A 14,673-nucleotide genomic window follows, 5' to 3' on the forward strand; every position below is an offset into this window, starting at 1 on the left:
AAAACATTCATGTGAGAATTTTAAGTTTTCTATTCGTATTTCTTTCATTCAATATTTTTGCTCAAACCGAAAATAGCCTACCGGTTTATAACTTTCCTAAAATAAAATCGAGCATTACAATGCCGGTGACAATTCCGTTATCGGAAATCAGCAATCTGGTGAATTCTTCTGTGAAATATCTTGTTTTTCAGGATGATTCTTATACCGATAATGATAATGATCAGTTTAAAGTAAAAGTCTGGAAAACCCGTCCGATACGTTTAGTGGGAGATGCTAATCAAAATATCCTCATTGAAGTTCCGCTAAAAATCTGGGCTGAAAAAGGAATCGGAACGCTTGGTTTGTACACGTATCAGGAAACCACCTTTGAAACGGTGATGTATTTCAAAACGGCTTTAAGTTTTAAAAATAACTGGTCTGTAAGTACTTTTACACAGCCAATGGGTTTTAAATGGGTAACTAAGCCTGTTTTGGATTTCGGTAAAATAAAAATTCCGATCACATCACTTGTCGAATCAAGTTTAAAAGACCAACAATATAAATTCTGCAAGACCATTGATGAGCAAATGGCTTCACAGCTCAACTTTCAGCAATACGCCGTTTTAGCGTGGAATGCATTTTCACAGCCGTTCAATATTTCGGAAGAGTACAATACCTGGCTGAAAATTACGCCCATGAACGTTAATATCACCCCGCTAAAATTCTACGGAAATCAAATCGATACCAACATCGGAATCGATATTTTCTCTGAAACATTTACAGGGACAAAACCCGAAGCGTCACAACCTGTAAAAACGGTGATGAATTTCAATTTTATTCCGCTTCTGGCTGATAAATTTCTTTTACAGACCACAGCAAATATTCCTTTTTCTGAAGCAACAAACATTGCAAAGAAAACATTTTTAAATAAGGAATTTGATATCAGAAATTCAAAGGTAAAAATCACGGACATTAAAGTCTACGGAGAAACAAACCGCATCATGATTGAAGCAGATACAGAAGGTTACGTAAATGGAACGGCATTTATTTCGGGAATTCCTGTTTATGATGAGACAAAGAAAAAGATTGTGCTTTCAGATACAAAATTCAAGCTTAAAACTTCCAATATTCTTCAAAAACTGGCAACTTCACTTTTCAAAGGAAAAATAGTAAAGATGATTGAAGATGAATATGGCATTCCGACAAACGAACTGGAAACTTCTTCTAAAAAAAGTGTTGAAGAAGCTTTTAATAAAGAATATTATAAAGGTTTAAAAATATCCGGAAAAGTATTTAATTTAAAACCATCAAAAATACTTTTAAATGATTTTGGAATTACCGCTGTAATCGATACTAATGCCAATTTGAAACTTACCTTAAAAGGCTTTTAATAAAAACTAAAAAACATAACCATGAGAAAATATTTAAAGATTGTCGACAGGCATAAAGCCTCTTTGGCATTGAGATTCGTCAATAATCTAATAGATATGATAATTCTTGCAATCATTCATATCATTTTAGCAATAATATCAACTATAATCTACAACCTTACTTACAATAACTTCTTTTTCTTTTTTAATAATGGTGGGTTTCTTTGGGATATTTTTGTAGGTGCAATTATTGCATTTATTTACTTTTATCTCTGGGAATATTATTCAGACGGAAAAACTCCGGGCAAATATATTACCGGTACAAAAGTAATCAGTATAGACGGAACTAGACCAACGAGAAAACAATATCTATCAAGAAGTCTTTACAGAATAATTCCGTTTGAATCTTTTACATTTTTTGGAACTGACGGATGGCATGACAGCATGACAGATACAAGGGTGATTAATTACAAAAACTATCAAGCTGAAAAACAGACCAAAAGCGAAATCGACAACATCGGAATTAAAGAAATTGCCTGAAAAATTTGGTGAAAATAGAAATTTCAGTATATTTGCACCACTCTAAACGGTGCTTTGGCCGAGCGGCTAGGCAGTGGTCTGCAACACCATCTACAGCGGTTCGAATCCGCTAGGCACCTCCAAGCTTTCCTTTTTCAGGAAAGCTTTTTTTATTTTAATTTTGATCTATTATTTAATGTCAATTTTAAATGGACGAACTTATCAATCAAATAAATATTTATCATCATCTATCTCTTAAAACAACTGCAGCTTTGCGCGAAATTTTCTCTGTGAAATTTTTCAAAAAAAATGAGATTATTTTAAGATCCGGAGATGTTGCGCGATATTATTACTTCGTCAAATCAGGATTGCTAGGTTATTATACGATTGATGAAAACGGTAATATTATTTATAAATTATTTTTCGAAGAAAATAGTTTTTGCGCTTCAACCTCCTCCATTATTCAGCAAAGCCCTAGTGCATTTCTATTGTGGCGCTGGAAGATTCGGAAGTGATTGTTTATTCTGCGAGTGCATTCCGAAAACTGGTTGCTGAGCATCACGATTTGGCGCTGTTTCAAATTGCTTATCTGGAGAAAAATTGGGTGGTAAAAAAAGAACCTTTAGAAATCAATCTCAAATCAGAATCCGCAAAGCAGCGCTATATAGAACTTTATGAGAATCAGAAGCTTTTCTATCGATTAAAACAACATCAGATTGCATCTTACCTCGGAATCACTCCAACACAATTAAGCAGAATCCGTAAAGAATTAAATTTTTAATTTCCATCAACATATGTAAATGTTTTTCATCTTTTTACAGGCGAGTTTTGCTTTGTAATTTTAAATCAATCAAGATGAAAACAACATTCATAATCATTCTCACATTCATTTCGCTGTCTTTTTCTGCCCAGAAAATTGTGTCTCAAAAAATTTACAGCCCGAAAATGAAAAAAGACATCGAAACCATTATTATCACTCCGGAAATTAAAAAAGGAAAACACTACAAAACGGTCTACATTCTTCACGGTTATAGCGGAAATCCAGCTAGAACTTACAAGCAGGATATTCCGGATTTGATTAAAAAATCGGAACAGTTTCAGACCATTTATATTTTACCTGACGGAAGTTTCAATAGTTGGTATGTTGATAGTCCTGTGAATGAAAAACATCAGTATTCAACATTCATCGGAAAAGAATTGGTCGATTATATCGATTCTCATTTCCCAACCATCAAAGACAGAAAAAGCCGTGGAATTCTTGGATGGAGTATGGGAGGATTTGGCGCATTAAATATAGGATTAAATTTTATCCAAAACTTTTCAATTGTCGGAAGTACTTGTGGAGCTTTGGATTTCACTTATTTCGGAGAAAACTATAAAAGCTATCAGGTCGAAGATGCTCTCGGGAAATTTGAAAACTTATCTCCTGAATATTTTGTCAATAATAGAGCTGATAAAATGAAAAGCGCTGGTCAATATTACATTTTCGACTGTGGTACAGAAGATGACCAGATGATTGAAATGAACCAAAATTTCCACAAAATACTGACTGACAAAAAAGTTGAGCATTATTACACCGAATCTTCAGGAGAACACGACACGGAATACTGGGGCAAAGCTTTATCTCATCAATTGGCCCTTTTCGAAAATTATTTCCAGAAATGAAAGACTTTAAATCAATTTTATATGTTGCAATAGGTGCGTGTAGCTACGGAGTTTTAGCAACCATTGTAAAGTATGCCAATGACTTAGGAATTAAAACCAGCGCACTTACATTTCTGCAGTTTTTTGTGGGCTTTCTGTTTTTATTTTTATTGAATCTTTTGAAAAAGAATTCCGAGACAACAGAAAAAATCAAAACCTCATCAAAAATCAAATTGATAATCTGGGGAATTGCTTTAGGATTGACAACAACATTATATTATCTGTCAATTCAATATATTCCGGTTTCTTTAGGGATTATTTTACTAATGCAATCGATCTGGATAAGCTTAATTATTGAAATTTTTGTTACTAAAACGAAACCTTCATTTTTGAAAATCATCAGCGTTATTATAGCTTTGATTGGAACATTTTTGGCGACCGACCTCTTTAACCAGGCTGTTACCCTCGATTTCCGTGGAATTTTGTTAGGTTTCAGCGCCGGTGTGTCTTACAGTATTGCAATTTTCGCTTCCAGCAATATTGAATCTCAGATTAAAAGCTCTGTAAGAAGCCAGTATCTTGTTTTAGGCGGATTAATTCTGATTACATTATTCTGGAACTTCAATATTATTAGAGATATCAGTCTAGAAGCTTTACCCTGGGGAATCTTGATTGCCGTTTTCGGAACCATTCTGCCACCGCTTCTTTTCACTAAAGGAATTCCGAAGACAGGAATTGCACTGGCAAATATTATTGCAAGCCTGGAAATTCCCGTTTCAATATTATCAGCAATTATCATTCTGAATGAATCGATTAACCTAATTCAATGGATTGGTGTTGCAATTATTCTATTTGCTGTTGTTACTATTAATAAAAACCTGGGTATTTAAAGCCTTTATTCATAGTCATTTGAGGATTTTAACATTCTTTTAACTAAAACTTGGCTTCATAATTGAAAGTGAATTATCATAAGCGCTATACTGCTGTAATAATTAGAAAAATTTGAGTTATGAAAAATATAGTTTTAGCAGGTTTAATTTCAGTATTTACGCTGAGCGCCTGTAAGAAGGATGACAATAAGGTTGCAGAGAAAACATTAGAACAACAAAAAATGGAATTTCAGGTGAGACAGCTTGAAATTGAAAAGCAAAAATTAGCGATAGAGCGAGAAAGATTTGCCTACGAAGCGCAGAAGAAAGCCGACAGTATCGCTGAGGTAGAAAAAGAAAAAGCAAAAACCGCAGCTGTTGCAAAACCTCAGGTTATTAGAGAAACAAAAACTATTTATAGAGATGCACCAGCTTCCAACAGCGGAGGATCTTCTTCATCAGGTAGTTCTTCGCAAGGTACAACTGCTCAGAAAAAAGGAATTAGTGAAGCAGCAAAAGGTACGGCGATTGGTGTAGTGAGTGGTGCAGCTTTAGGAGCGATTGTTAATAAGAAAAACCGTGGTGGTGGTGCCGTTGTAGGTGGTATCATTGGTGGTGCAACAGGATATACTTTAGGTAGAGCGCAGGATAGAAAAAGCGGTCGTGTACAGCCTAAATAAATTAAATATTTTCAAAAACATGAAAGATTGCTTATTTTTAGGCAATCTTTTTTTATGCTGTTAATTTTATTTTCCTCCGCGCTTTTGATTTCGACTTTACTCGGTTGGGGGAAATTGCTGGAAAATATTTGGGGGCACAATTTAAAAGGACTTTCAGGAAAAATATTGACAGGAATATTTTCCTTAGGAATAATTTTTACTTTGTTATCGTTCTTTACTCCTCTTAATCTGTACGTTGAAATTCCGACAGTGTTAATTGGACTATTTTATTTTTTCAAAAATAAGCTCTATTTAGATTTTTATAAGCTTTCAAAAAAAGATTCTGTTCTTTTTGTGATTTCAGTAGTCGTCATCGCATTTTGTGGTTCTTTTTACCCCTTTATTTTAGACCATTTCGGATATTATATTCCTACTATAAAATGGCTTACGGAATACGGCTTGGTAAAAGGCATTTCGAACCTTGATCTGATTTTGGGGCAAATGTCGGTGTGGCATATTTTCCAGGCAGGGTTTACTAATTTTTCAGACCCGTTTTTTAAGCTAAATTCAATATTACTGATCGTTTATGCACTTTATATCATCGAAAACAAAAGCTGGATTCAGTTAATATTCCTTCCGGTTTTATTAGTTTTTGTGCAATCTCCAAGTCCTGACTTACCGGTCATTGTATTTTCTTTAATTATTTTGAATGAAATTTTATCGGGGAACAAACACCTTTCTTTTTTATTGGCACTTTCAGTATTTACTTTTGCTATAAAACCAACGGTCATCTGGTTACCGATTTTTATTCTGCTCTACTCTATCTTCATTTCTAAATTTGATTATAAAAAATTAGTTTTTGGCGCTCTGGTTTTTCTTTTATTCATCACAAAAAATCTTTGGACATTCGGTTATCCTGTTTTTCCAATTGCTGTTTTTGACTTAGGGATTCCATGGATAGCCAATCCCGAACATTTAAAGGCTTCTTCAGAATTTGCATTGGTAAAAATGTATGATGAGCAATATACTTATGAGGAAATTTTAAAGTTTTCGTGGTTTGATCATATTAAAAACTGGCTATTTTTAAAAGGAATAAAATCAATTATCAACATTTTATTTATTGTAAGTTTAATCGGCTTCATTGTATTTTCGATCATTAAAAGAAATAAAACCATCAGCTTAATTTGTATTTCTATTTTAATTAAAAGTGTTTTAATACTTCTTTTTTCTGCGCAATACCGATTTTTCATCGATGTTTTTTTCGTGATATTTTTTGTTGCGCTTTATAAACATTTAAAAAAGAAAAATTCAATTCTATTTTCTTCATTGATGATAGTGGGTGCCGTTATAATTTTCTCTTTTCCAAATCTTCTCCAGCAGTTTATTCCAAGTTTTAATGTAGGAAAATTTATGAGCCAATTTGAAAAGAAACAGCTTTTAAAACCATCCAACTATGAATACAACCAGTATAAATCTTATAAAGTAGGTGATTTGAATTTTAATATTTCAAAACAGTACCCTTTTAGTTTTGACACGCCTCTTCCTGCAATTTCCGAAAGCTATGTTTTGGATTATCAAAAACTGGGAATATTTCCTCAACCTGTTGACAAAAACGATTTAAAAAAAGGCTTTATCTGGAAAAAACTTAATGCAACAGAGAAAAAAGAATTAGATAAAACCATCGAATTCATCAAAAAGAACTATCAATAAAGCCATTTCCAAAGACTTTATTATCTGAATAAAAAACGGTAATTTTGTACTATGTTCAATACTTTAGGTAATCTTCTCAGCCTTACAACTTTTGGCGAGAGTCATGGCGTAGCGTACGGCGGAATCATCAATAATTTTCCGGCAGGTCTGGAGGTAGACTTTGAAAAAATTCAATACGAACTAGACCGTAGAAAACCAGGTCAGTCTGCAATCGTTACACAGAGAAAAGAAGGCGATACAGTAAAATTTCTTTCAGGAATTTTCGAGGGAAAAACCACGGGAACACCGATTGGTTTTATGATTGAAAATGAAAATCAGAAGTCAAAAGACTACGATCATATTGCCAATTCTTATCGTCCGAGTCATGCAGATTTTACATACGACCAAAAATTTGGCATCAGAGATTATCGTGGCGGCGGAAAATCTTCCGCAAGAGAAACCATCAATTGGGTTGTTGCGGGAGCTTTAGCAAAACAATTTTTAAAAGATATTGAAATCAACGCTTACGTTTCTTCTGTTGGCGAAATTTTCTGTGTAAAACCTTATCAGGATTTAGATTTTTCTAAAACAGAAAGCAATGAAGTCCGTTGTCCAGATGCTGAAACTGCCGGAAAAATGATTTCTAAAATTAAAGAAATTAAAAAAGAAGGAAACACAATCGGCGGAACAATCACTTGCGTCATCAAAAATGTTCCTGTAGGAATTGGCGAACCTGTTTTTTCTAAACTTCAGGCTGAATTAGCGAAAGCAATGCTCAACATTAATGCCTGCAAAGGTTTTGAATATGGAAGCGGATTTTGCGGTGCAAAAATGACAGGAAGTGAACATAACGACCAATTCAATACCGATTTTTCTACAAAATCTAACCTTTCAGGTGGAATTCAGGGCGGAATTTCTAACGGAATGGATATTTACTTTCGGGTGGCCTTCAAACCTGTTGCTACTATTCTAAGACCTCAGGAAAGTGTAGACAAAGATGGAAACGCAGTAACTGTGGAAGGAAAAGGAAGACACGATCCTTGTGTAGTTCCCAGAGCCGTTCCTGTGGTAGAGAGTTTGGCGGCATTTGTTTTGGCAGATTTATTTCTGATTAATAAAACGAGAAATATTAATAATTTTTAATAAAAATATTGGTAATGAAAAATTACTGGGATAAAGCAATTTCATTTGAAGAATATCTTCAGATTGCGCATGAAAGACTTGAAAATCCTGCGACTCCGCATGATGCTGAATATAAAATGTATTACGAACTAGGAATTCAGAGAATGGATCGAACTCTGAAAAAATTTGTAATCGACGAAGAACAGCTTAGTGAACTTAAATCTAAAAACTTCAGCGGGAAAATATTAATAATTTCTGAAGCTTGGTGTGGTGATGCAAGTGCCACTGTTCCGGCCTTAGTGAAATTTTTTGAAGGTCAAAACGAAGTGAAAATTTTTCTGAGAGACAGTGATAAAAGCCTGATCAATCAGTTTTTAACAAACGGAACCGAATCTATTCCTAAAGTAATTATCTTGGATGAAAACTTTAATGTAAAGCATTCCTGGGGACCCCGTCCGAAATTCGGTCATGAATTATTATTAAAATTTAAAGCAAATCCTGAAGAATATCCACGAGAAAGTTTTTACAACGACTTGCAGGTATATTACTCAAGAAACAGAGGGAGAGATGCTATTCAGGAGATTTTAGAATTATTGTAAAATAGTGAATATGAAAAAACTGGTTACACCGATTATTATTCTTATCGTTTTAGGATGTGTTTTTTTAGTACCGGGAATAAGAAACTTTCTAAAAGATCAATTTTTCCCTGTTGCAACGATAGAAAATGCAGTACACATCAGCCAGGATGATTATGATGTAGACTTACAGGGAATCAACGTGCCAAGTACCAATCTGAAAAACTTTAAAAACAAACCTGTTTTTCTGAATTTTTGGGGAACATGGTGTCCTCCGTGCCGAAAAGAATGGCCATCTATTCAAAGATTGTATGAAAGAAGAAAAGGTCACATTGATTTTGTTCTGATTGCCATGAAAGATGAGGAGGAAAAAGTAAGAGCCTTTTTGAAGGAAAACAATTATACGGTTCCTGTATATATTGCACAAAGCCCAATCTCCGAAAAAATACTTCCGAAAGCGTTCCCCACAACGTTTCTTTTAGACCAGAACGGAAGAATCTTAATTAAGGAGGATGCTGCAACTGACTGGGACGCAGAATCTATCCATCAGTTCATTGATAATATTGTTAAATAAACTTTAACTAAAATTTAGATTGAGTTGGTATAAATTTTGCGAAATTTACAGAGTTGAAAATTATTTTAAAAACAAACACAAAAATGAAATATTCAAAACTCAATCTTGCCAAAGAGGCAATTGCCCACAAAGGCTTCGTAAAAAAAATCCCCGATATTTTCAGAATGGTAAATATGTGGAGAAAAGGTGCTTATCCTGTAAAATCTGTGGATCTTATTTTGCCTTTAGTTGGTCTTCTCTACGTCATTTCGCCAATCGATATTATTCCGGACTTTATTGTGGTTGCGGGAGTATTAGATGATTTGGCCGTTTTATCATTAGCCATTCCGAAGCTGATCAGGGAAGTTGATAAATTCCTGCTTTGGGAAGCTGAACGAAAATACAGTTCAGAAACTACAAAAATTATAGACGCAGATATTGTTAAATAGCATAAACATCCTTTCGGGGATGTTTTTTTATGAACAAACTAAGGCATTAAAATCTGTCCTAATAATTCCAACCAAATAATGTAGCCTAATATTCCTCCTACAAACCCTGAAACAATAAATGTAAATCTCTGATTGATTGGAATATATTTAAAAATTACTAAAAGTGTTACAGCAAATCCTATAACACCGCTTAATGACATAAAAAACCATAAAGGCATTTTAAGATAAACTGCCAATTTTACTTCATCCGAATTTGTGGAGATACGATTCTTTAAGAGATATCCAATCATCCACATTACAAAATTAGCACTCTGTCTCAGCCAAAAAAGAGACATAAAAACATAAATCCAAGATTTAAAATTTAAAACTTGAGTCTCAGAATTTCTTTTTGATATATGTAATAAAATCAATCCTAAAATTCCGGTAAAAATGGTTTGTAATGGACCTCCAACTGTAATTAAAAATCGATCCCATTTAGAAAGATTTCTATAATTCTCGTCAATTACGAAACTTGTAAAACCATAATGTATTTTGGCACTTATTCCTAAAAATTCAGCAGCAATGAAGTGACCATACTCGTGCAAAACAGTTCCCAAAGCTGTTGTAAAAATAAATGCAATTGCTAAATACATAAAAAGTTTAAAATCAACTCTAAAAACAATCAGGTTTTTCATGCAGAAATTTTATAACCAATTTTAATGAAATTAAAAATAAATAAAATATTCTTCCACATAATCATGTATTTTGGCATTAAATTTCCAAGCCTGAAGACAAATCCTTAAATTTGCACATCTAATAAAAAATAATGGAAAGTAAGAAAGAATTCTTTTTGGAGTGTTACAAACTGGGCATCATCAAATTCGGAAGATTTACATTAAAAAGCGGGATTGAAAGTCCGTTTTACGTAGATTTAAGACCTTTAGCGTCAGATCCTAAAATCTTAAAAAATCTTGCCAACTATTTGCTGGAAATGCTTCCTTTAGATAATTTTGATCTGATCTGCGGAGTTCCTTATGCTGCACTTCCGATGGCAACTGCAATGTCTTTGGAAAGCTATATTCCATTAATTATCAAAAGAAAAGAGGCAAAAGAATACGGCACTAAAAAAATGATCGAAGGAATTTACCAGAAAGGCCAAAACTGTCTTTTGGTAGAAGATGTGATTACTTCCGGCAAATCGCTGATCGAAACCATCGCTGAAGTGGAACAGGAAGATCTGAAAGTTGCCGATATTGTTGTCGTTCTGGATAGAGAACAGGGCGGAAAACAGCTTTTGGAAAGTAAAGGTTTCAGAGTTCACACTTTATTTAATATTTCAGAAGTTTGTACTATTCTGCAGGAAGAAGGAGAATTGAGCAATGAAGAAGTAAAGAGAATTCAGGATTTTTTACAGGGAAATCATATCCAGTTTGAAGAAAAGAAAAGACTTTCTTACCAGGAAAAATTTGAGAATGCACAACATTCTGTTTCAAAAAAATTATTAGAGATTGCTTTGGCGAAAGAATCTAATCTCATTGCTTCTGCTGATGTAACGACAACTCAGGAATTGCTGAATCTGGCAGAAAAAGTAGGTCCACATATTATTGCTTTAAAAACACATATCGATATTATTTCAGATTTCGATTACCAGAAAACGATTATTCCATTAAAAGAAATAGCTTCAAAACATAAGTTTTTATTAATGGAAGACCGGAAATTCGCAGACATCGGAAACACCCAGGAATTACAGTTCACAAGCGGAATTTTCAAAATTACAGAGTGGGCAGATTTTGTGACCTCTCAGGTGATTGGCGGTTTTGAATCTTTAGACTGCTTCACAAATGTAGGTGTTGTTGCCATTATCGGAATGTCTTCTAAAGGAACTTTAACGACAAACTCTTACAGAGAAGAGGCCTTAAAAATAGCTTTATCTCACCCGAACGTAATCGGTGGGGTTTCTCAAAATGCGCTTCCAGAAGAAGTATTATTATTTACGCCTGGAGTAAACTTAGCAGATTCTGGTGACGGAAAAGGTCAGCAATACAATACTCCGGAACATGTTTTCAAAACACTTCACACCGATTTTATTATTGTCGGAAGGGGAATTTACAAATCTGAAAATCCTGGAGAAGCTGCTATCAATTATAAAAATGAAGGCTGGAATGCTTATCTGGCTTCTCTTTAAAACAGAATGAAATTTATACTTAATATATTGCTCTCGTTCATCGGGAGCAATTTTTATTTAAAAACAGTGGAAATATTATTGTTTTTTGATAAATCTTAACTAAAAAATCATAATAATTAAACCCAAAATAAGTTATATTTGAAGCTTTTATAGGTATTTTGAAAAAGTTTTGCATCGGTATTTTTTTGATATGGGGAGTTGTACAGGTTTCTGCACAAAAAGATAGTATTTCTATTAAAGCTAAATTATCCCAGGATAATAAAATTCTTGAAGTAAGTCAGGAAATTGTGTACCATAATCATTCTGATAAAGATTTAAACACCATCAAGCTTCTCAACTGGATTTCTGCTTACAATAAAAGAGGAACTTCTTTGGTGTACAGAAAACTTGAAGACCGCAACAACAGTCTCCATTTTGCAAAGCAAAATGAGCTGGGGAAAGTATTAGAATTGAATATTAAAAACTCTCAAGACAAAAAAATTCCTGTCAATAATATTTCTGATGAAAACCTATATCTTAATTTAAGCGAAAGTTTAGCACCCGGAAAAAGCGTTACGCTGCAGCTATACTACAAAATACAGCTTCCTGCCAAAAAGTTTACAGGTTATGGCACTTCCGTACAAGAAGCAACTTTAAAATATTTCTTCATCGTTCCGGATCATTTCGATCCTGACAACAATCATGGCAGAGAGTATCTCGACACTGAAGAATCTGTTAATTTCAACACCTATTGGTCGGTAGATTTTGAAACTTCAGGTAACTCTTTTGTACAAAGTAATCTGCAGCAGATTCAGACTAACTCATTTAAAGGATATTCAGATTCTGATCCTGAATTTATTATTTCTAAAAATAGTTTCCCGACAATAACTATTAATTCGGATGATATTAAAACTGAAATAAAATTTGGTTACCACATCACGCCACAGGAAATTCAGAACCTAGAGTTTTATCTTCCTTTACAGCTAAGATTCATCAAAGACAGATTGGGTTCTATACCTGAAAGAATGTTTATTTCCGAAAAATTTAAGGCTAAAGAAGATTTTTTCGGCAATAACGATATCAGATTCTGGAAATTCAGGTTTAAATTGTTTTCCGATGCAGAAAATACGGATCTTGATTATTTCGGAATTATATCAAAAAAGATTCTTGACGAAAGCATTATCACAGATAAAGAAGATAATCACTGGTTTAAAAACGGGCTGAAATCTTATCTCGAAATTCAATATCTGAAAAAATTCTACAACGATAAAAAACTGTTGGGCAGCCTTCCCGAAACCAATATTTTAGGGCTAAAACCTTTGAAATGGTTTCATGCTTCGAGAGTAAAATTACTGGACCGATATGGTTTAGCGTATCAATACATCATGTCTCAGAATCTTGATCAGAAGATTGACGAACCTTTTTCGCGCCTTAGCAATTTCAACGATATGGCGATCAGCAGCTTTGAGACAGGAACTCTTTTCAGCTATTCTGCCGATGAAATAGGCGAAGAGAAATTCAATAACATATTGAAAAGTTATATTGCTGAAAATAACGATAAGCAAATGACACCTGAAGATTTTTTGAATCGGCTTAACAAAGAAGATGCTTCGACTTCATATTTAAATGGATTTTTAAGACAGAAAAACAGAATCAACTTTAAGCTTAAAAACTTCAGAATCAAAAACGATTCCCTCAATATTAAAATTGTAAAAAATACAGACAAGGCCATTCCCGTAAAACTGGAAACAGAAACCAAAGAAGGTGCAAAAACTTCTTACTGGATAGAAACCGACGCAAACGAGAAATTAAAAACGGTAAGTCTTCCATCAGAAGATGTTTACAAAATCACATTAAACAACGGTTATATTTTCCCGGAATCTAATTACAGAGATAATTTTCTTTACACAAAAGGGCTTTTTTCAAATGCCAAAAAAATCAGGTTTAAACTTATTAAAGACATTCCTAATCCTGAATTCAATGAAATTTATCTGAACCCGAGAATACGTTTCTCAAATACGTATGATAAATTCCTGATCGGGATGAATTTTAAGAACCAATCGCTTTTTGACCAGAAATTCCTGTATTCATTAACGCCATATTACAGCACAGGAACGCAGAAAATGACAGGCTCCGGAGCAGTCTCCTACTCTTTTTTGCCTGCTGAAAGTATTATTCAGAGGTTGATGTTCGGTGTTTCAGGATCTTATTTTCACTACGATTACGATTTATCGTATCAGAAAACATCTCTTGCGGTAAGTATCAGCTTCAGAAAAAACCCGAGAAGTACGGTAAGCAGAGGTTTGAGTTTTACATACAGCTATTTCGAACGAGACCTGAGCCAAAAAATGATTCTTGCCAACGATTATGGCAAATACAATATCTGGACAGCCGGTTACGGATATTCTGACAATCAGATGATTCACGAAAAAAGCTTCAGTCTGAGCACACAGGGAATGGAGGATTATAATAAAATTACGGCTGAAGGTTTTTACAGATGGGAATTTGCCCCAAGACAAAAACTTAGCTTAAGGCTTTTTGCAGGGTATTTTGCCAGAAACGAAACAAGAAACAACACTTTCGACTACGGAATTTCGAGAGTTTCCGATTATTCTTTCTCGTATAATCTTTTAGGGCAGAGTGCAACCAGCGGTGTTTTGTCTCAACAATATGTTTTAGCTGATGGTGGTTTTAAATCTTTTATTCCGGGAACAGCCAACCAATGGATCACTTCTTTTAACGTAGATTCAAGTGTTTGGAAAATTTTCCATGTTTATGCTGATGCCGGTTTGTATAAGAACAAAAACAATCCCACGCAGTTTATCTGGGACAGCGGTGTAAAAGTTCGTGTGATTCCTGATTTTCTTGAAATTTTCCTTCCCGTTCAGTCATCGTTAGGATTTGAGCCTGGCTTTAAAGATTACGGAAAAAGGATAAGATATACTTTGGTGTTGAATCTGAGTACGATTATAAATGCAGCGAGAAGGGGGTGGTATTAGAATATGTTTAATCTTCAAAAATAGTTTTGAAATTTCGTTTAAAATACATTACTATTGATAATAATATAATTTAATTGACATTAATTTTAATTAATTGGAAGAT

The 14,673-nt window shown here is 34.0% G+C and carries 15 protein-coding genes and 1 tRNA gene; 15 read left to right on the top strand and 1 reads right to left on the bottom strand.

Translation table 11 applies throughout. The features are described from left to right. The first annotated feature begins 11 nt into the window (after positions 1-11). The 13 genes from ACR1PN_RS09460 to ACR1PN_RS09520 all read left to right on the top strand — a co-directional run bounded on the left by ACR1PN_RS09460 (position 12) and on the right by ACR1PN_RS09520 (position 9,428). A complete protein-coding gene (locus ACR1PN_RS09460) occupies positions 12-1,370 on the top strand; it encodes a DUF4403 family protein (protein WP_433979834.1) in 1,359 nt (452 codons plus the stop codon). Positions 1,371-1,391: 21 nt separating this feature from the next. Then, on the top strand, positions 1,392-1,889 hold the full coding sequence (locus ACR1PN_RS09465; protein WP_433979835.1) for an RDD family protein: 498 nt from the start codon (positions 1,392-1,394) through the stop codon (positions 1,887-1,889). A 48-nt stretch (positions 1,890-1,937) separates the two neighbouring features. Then, positions 1,938-2,011: transfer RNA gene (locus ACR1PN_RS09470), tRNA-Cys, on the top strand. A gap of 66 nt (positions 2,012-2,077) precedes the next feature. Next, entirely contained in the window at positions 2,078-2,383 is a 306-nt protein-coding gene (locus ACR1PN_RS09475) for a Crp/Fnr family transcriptional regulator (protein ID WP_433979836.1), read from the top strand. Then, positions 2,359-2,649, top strand: coding sequence for a Crp/Fnr family transcriptional regulator (locus ACR1PN_RS09480; protein ID WP_433979837.1), 291 nt, complete (start codon positions 2,359-2,361; stop codon positions 2,647-2,649). Before ACR1PN_RS09475 ends, ACR1PN_RS09480 begins: the two co-directional genes overlap by 25 nt. Before the next feature lie 74 nt (positions 2,650-2,723). After that, positions 2,724-3,533 carry an alpha/beta hydrolase gene (locus tag ACR1PN_RS09485; protein ID WP_433979838.1) on the top strand — a complete coding sequence of 270 codons (810 nt, stop codon included), beginning with the start codon at positions 2,724-2,726 and terminating at the stop codon, positions 3,531-3,533. Further along, positions 3,530-4,402, top strand: coding sequence for an EamA family transporter (locus tag ACR1PN_RS09490; RefSeq protein ID WP_433979839.1), 873 nt, complete (start codon positions 3,530-3,532; stop codon positions 4,400-4,402). Before ACR1PN_RS09485 ends, ACR1PN_RS09490 begins: the two co-directional genes overlap by 4 nt. Before the next feature lie 119 nt (positions 4,403-4,521). Beyond that, positions 4,522-5,061, top strand: a complete 540-nt coding sequence (locus tag ACR1PN_RS09495; protein ID WP_433979840.1) for a glycine zipper domain-containing protein — start codon at positions 4,522-4,524, stop codon at positions 5,059-5,061. Positions 5,062-5,115: 54 nt separating this feature from the next. Further along, on the top strand, positions 5,116-6,750 hold the full coding sequence (locus tag ACR1PN_RS09500; RefSeq protein WP_433979841.1) for an LIC_10190 family membrane protein: 1,635 nt from the start codon (positions 5,116-5,118) through the stop codon (positions 6,748-6,750). A gap of 51 nt (positions 6,751-6,801) precedes the next feature. Beyond that, entirely contained in the window at positions 6,802-7,872 is a 1,071-nt protein-coding gene (gene aroC, locus ACR1PN_RS09505; protein ID WP_433979842.1) for a chorismate synthase, read from the top strand. Positions 7,873-7,886: 14 nt separating this feature from the next. After that, entirely contained in the window at positions 7,887-8,450 is a 564-nt protein-coding gene (locus ACR1PN_RS09510; protein ID WP_433979843.1) for a thioredoxin family protein, read from the top strand. Positions 8,451-8,460: 10 nt separating this feature from the next. Next, a complete protein-coding gene (locus ACR1PN_RS09515; RefSeq protein ID WP_378183129.1) occupies positions 8,461-9,000 on the top strand; it encodes a TlpA family protein disulfide reductase in 540 nt (179 codons plus the stop codon). Between the two features lie 83 nt (positions 9,001-9,083). Continuing rightward, positions 9,084-9,428, top strand: coding sequence for a YkvA family protein (locus ACR1PN_RS09520; protein WP_433979844.1), 345 nt, complete (start codon positions 9,084-9,086; stop codon positions 9,426-9,428). Positions 9,429-9,466: 38 nt separating this feature from the next. Here the strand turns inward: ACR1PN_RS09520 and ACR1PN_RS09525 are convergent, their stop codons facing one another. Then, positions 9,467-10,102, bottom strand: a complete 636-nt coding sequence (locus ACR1PN_RS09525; RefSeq protein ID WP_433979845.1) for a hypothetical protein — start codon at positions 10,100-10,102, stop codon at positions 9,467-9,469. Between the two features lie 131 nt (positions 10,103-10,233). On the opposite strand from ACR1PN_RS09525, the gene pyrF reads away from it, so the two are divergent. After that, positions 10,234-11,592 carry an orotidine-5'-phosphate decarboxylase gene (gene pyrF / locus ACR1PN_RS09530; protein ID WP_433979846.1) on the top strand — a complete coding sequence of 453 codons (1,359 nt, stop codon included), beginning with the start codon at positions 10,234-10,236 and terminating at the stop codon, positions 11,590-11,592. A 158-nt stretch (positions 11,593-11,750) separates the two neighbouring features. Further along, positions 11,751-14,570, top strand: coding sequence for an aminopeptidase (locus ACR1PN_RS09535; protein ID WP_433979847.1), 2,820 nt, complete (start codon positions 11,751-11,753; stop codon positions 14,568-14,570). Positions 14,571-14,673: the final 103 nt, after the last annotated feature.

Source organism: Chryseobacterium sp. RLHN22, assembly GCF_051011795.1.
GTDB lineage: Bacteria > Bacteroidota > Bacteroidia > Flavobacteriales > Weeksellaceae > Chryseobacterium > Chryseobacterium zhengzhouense.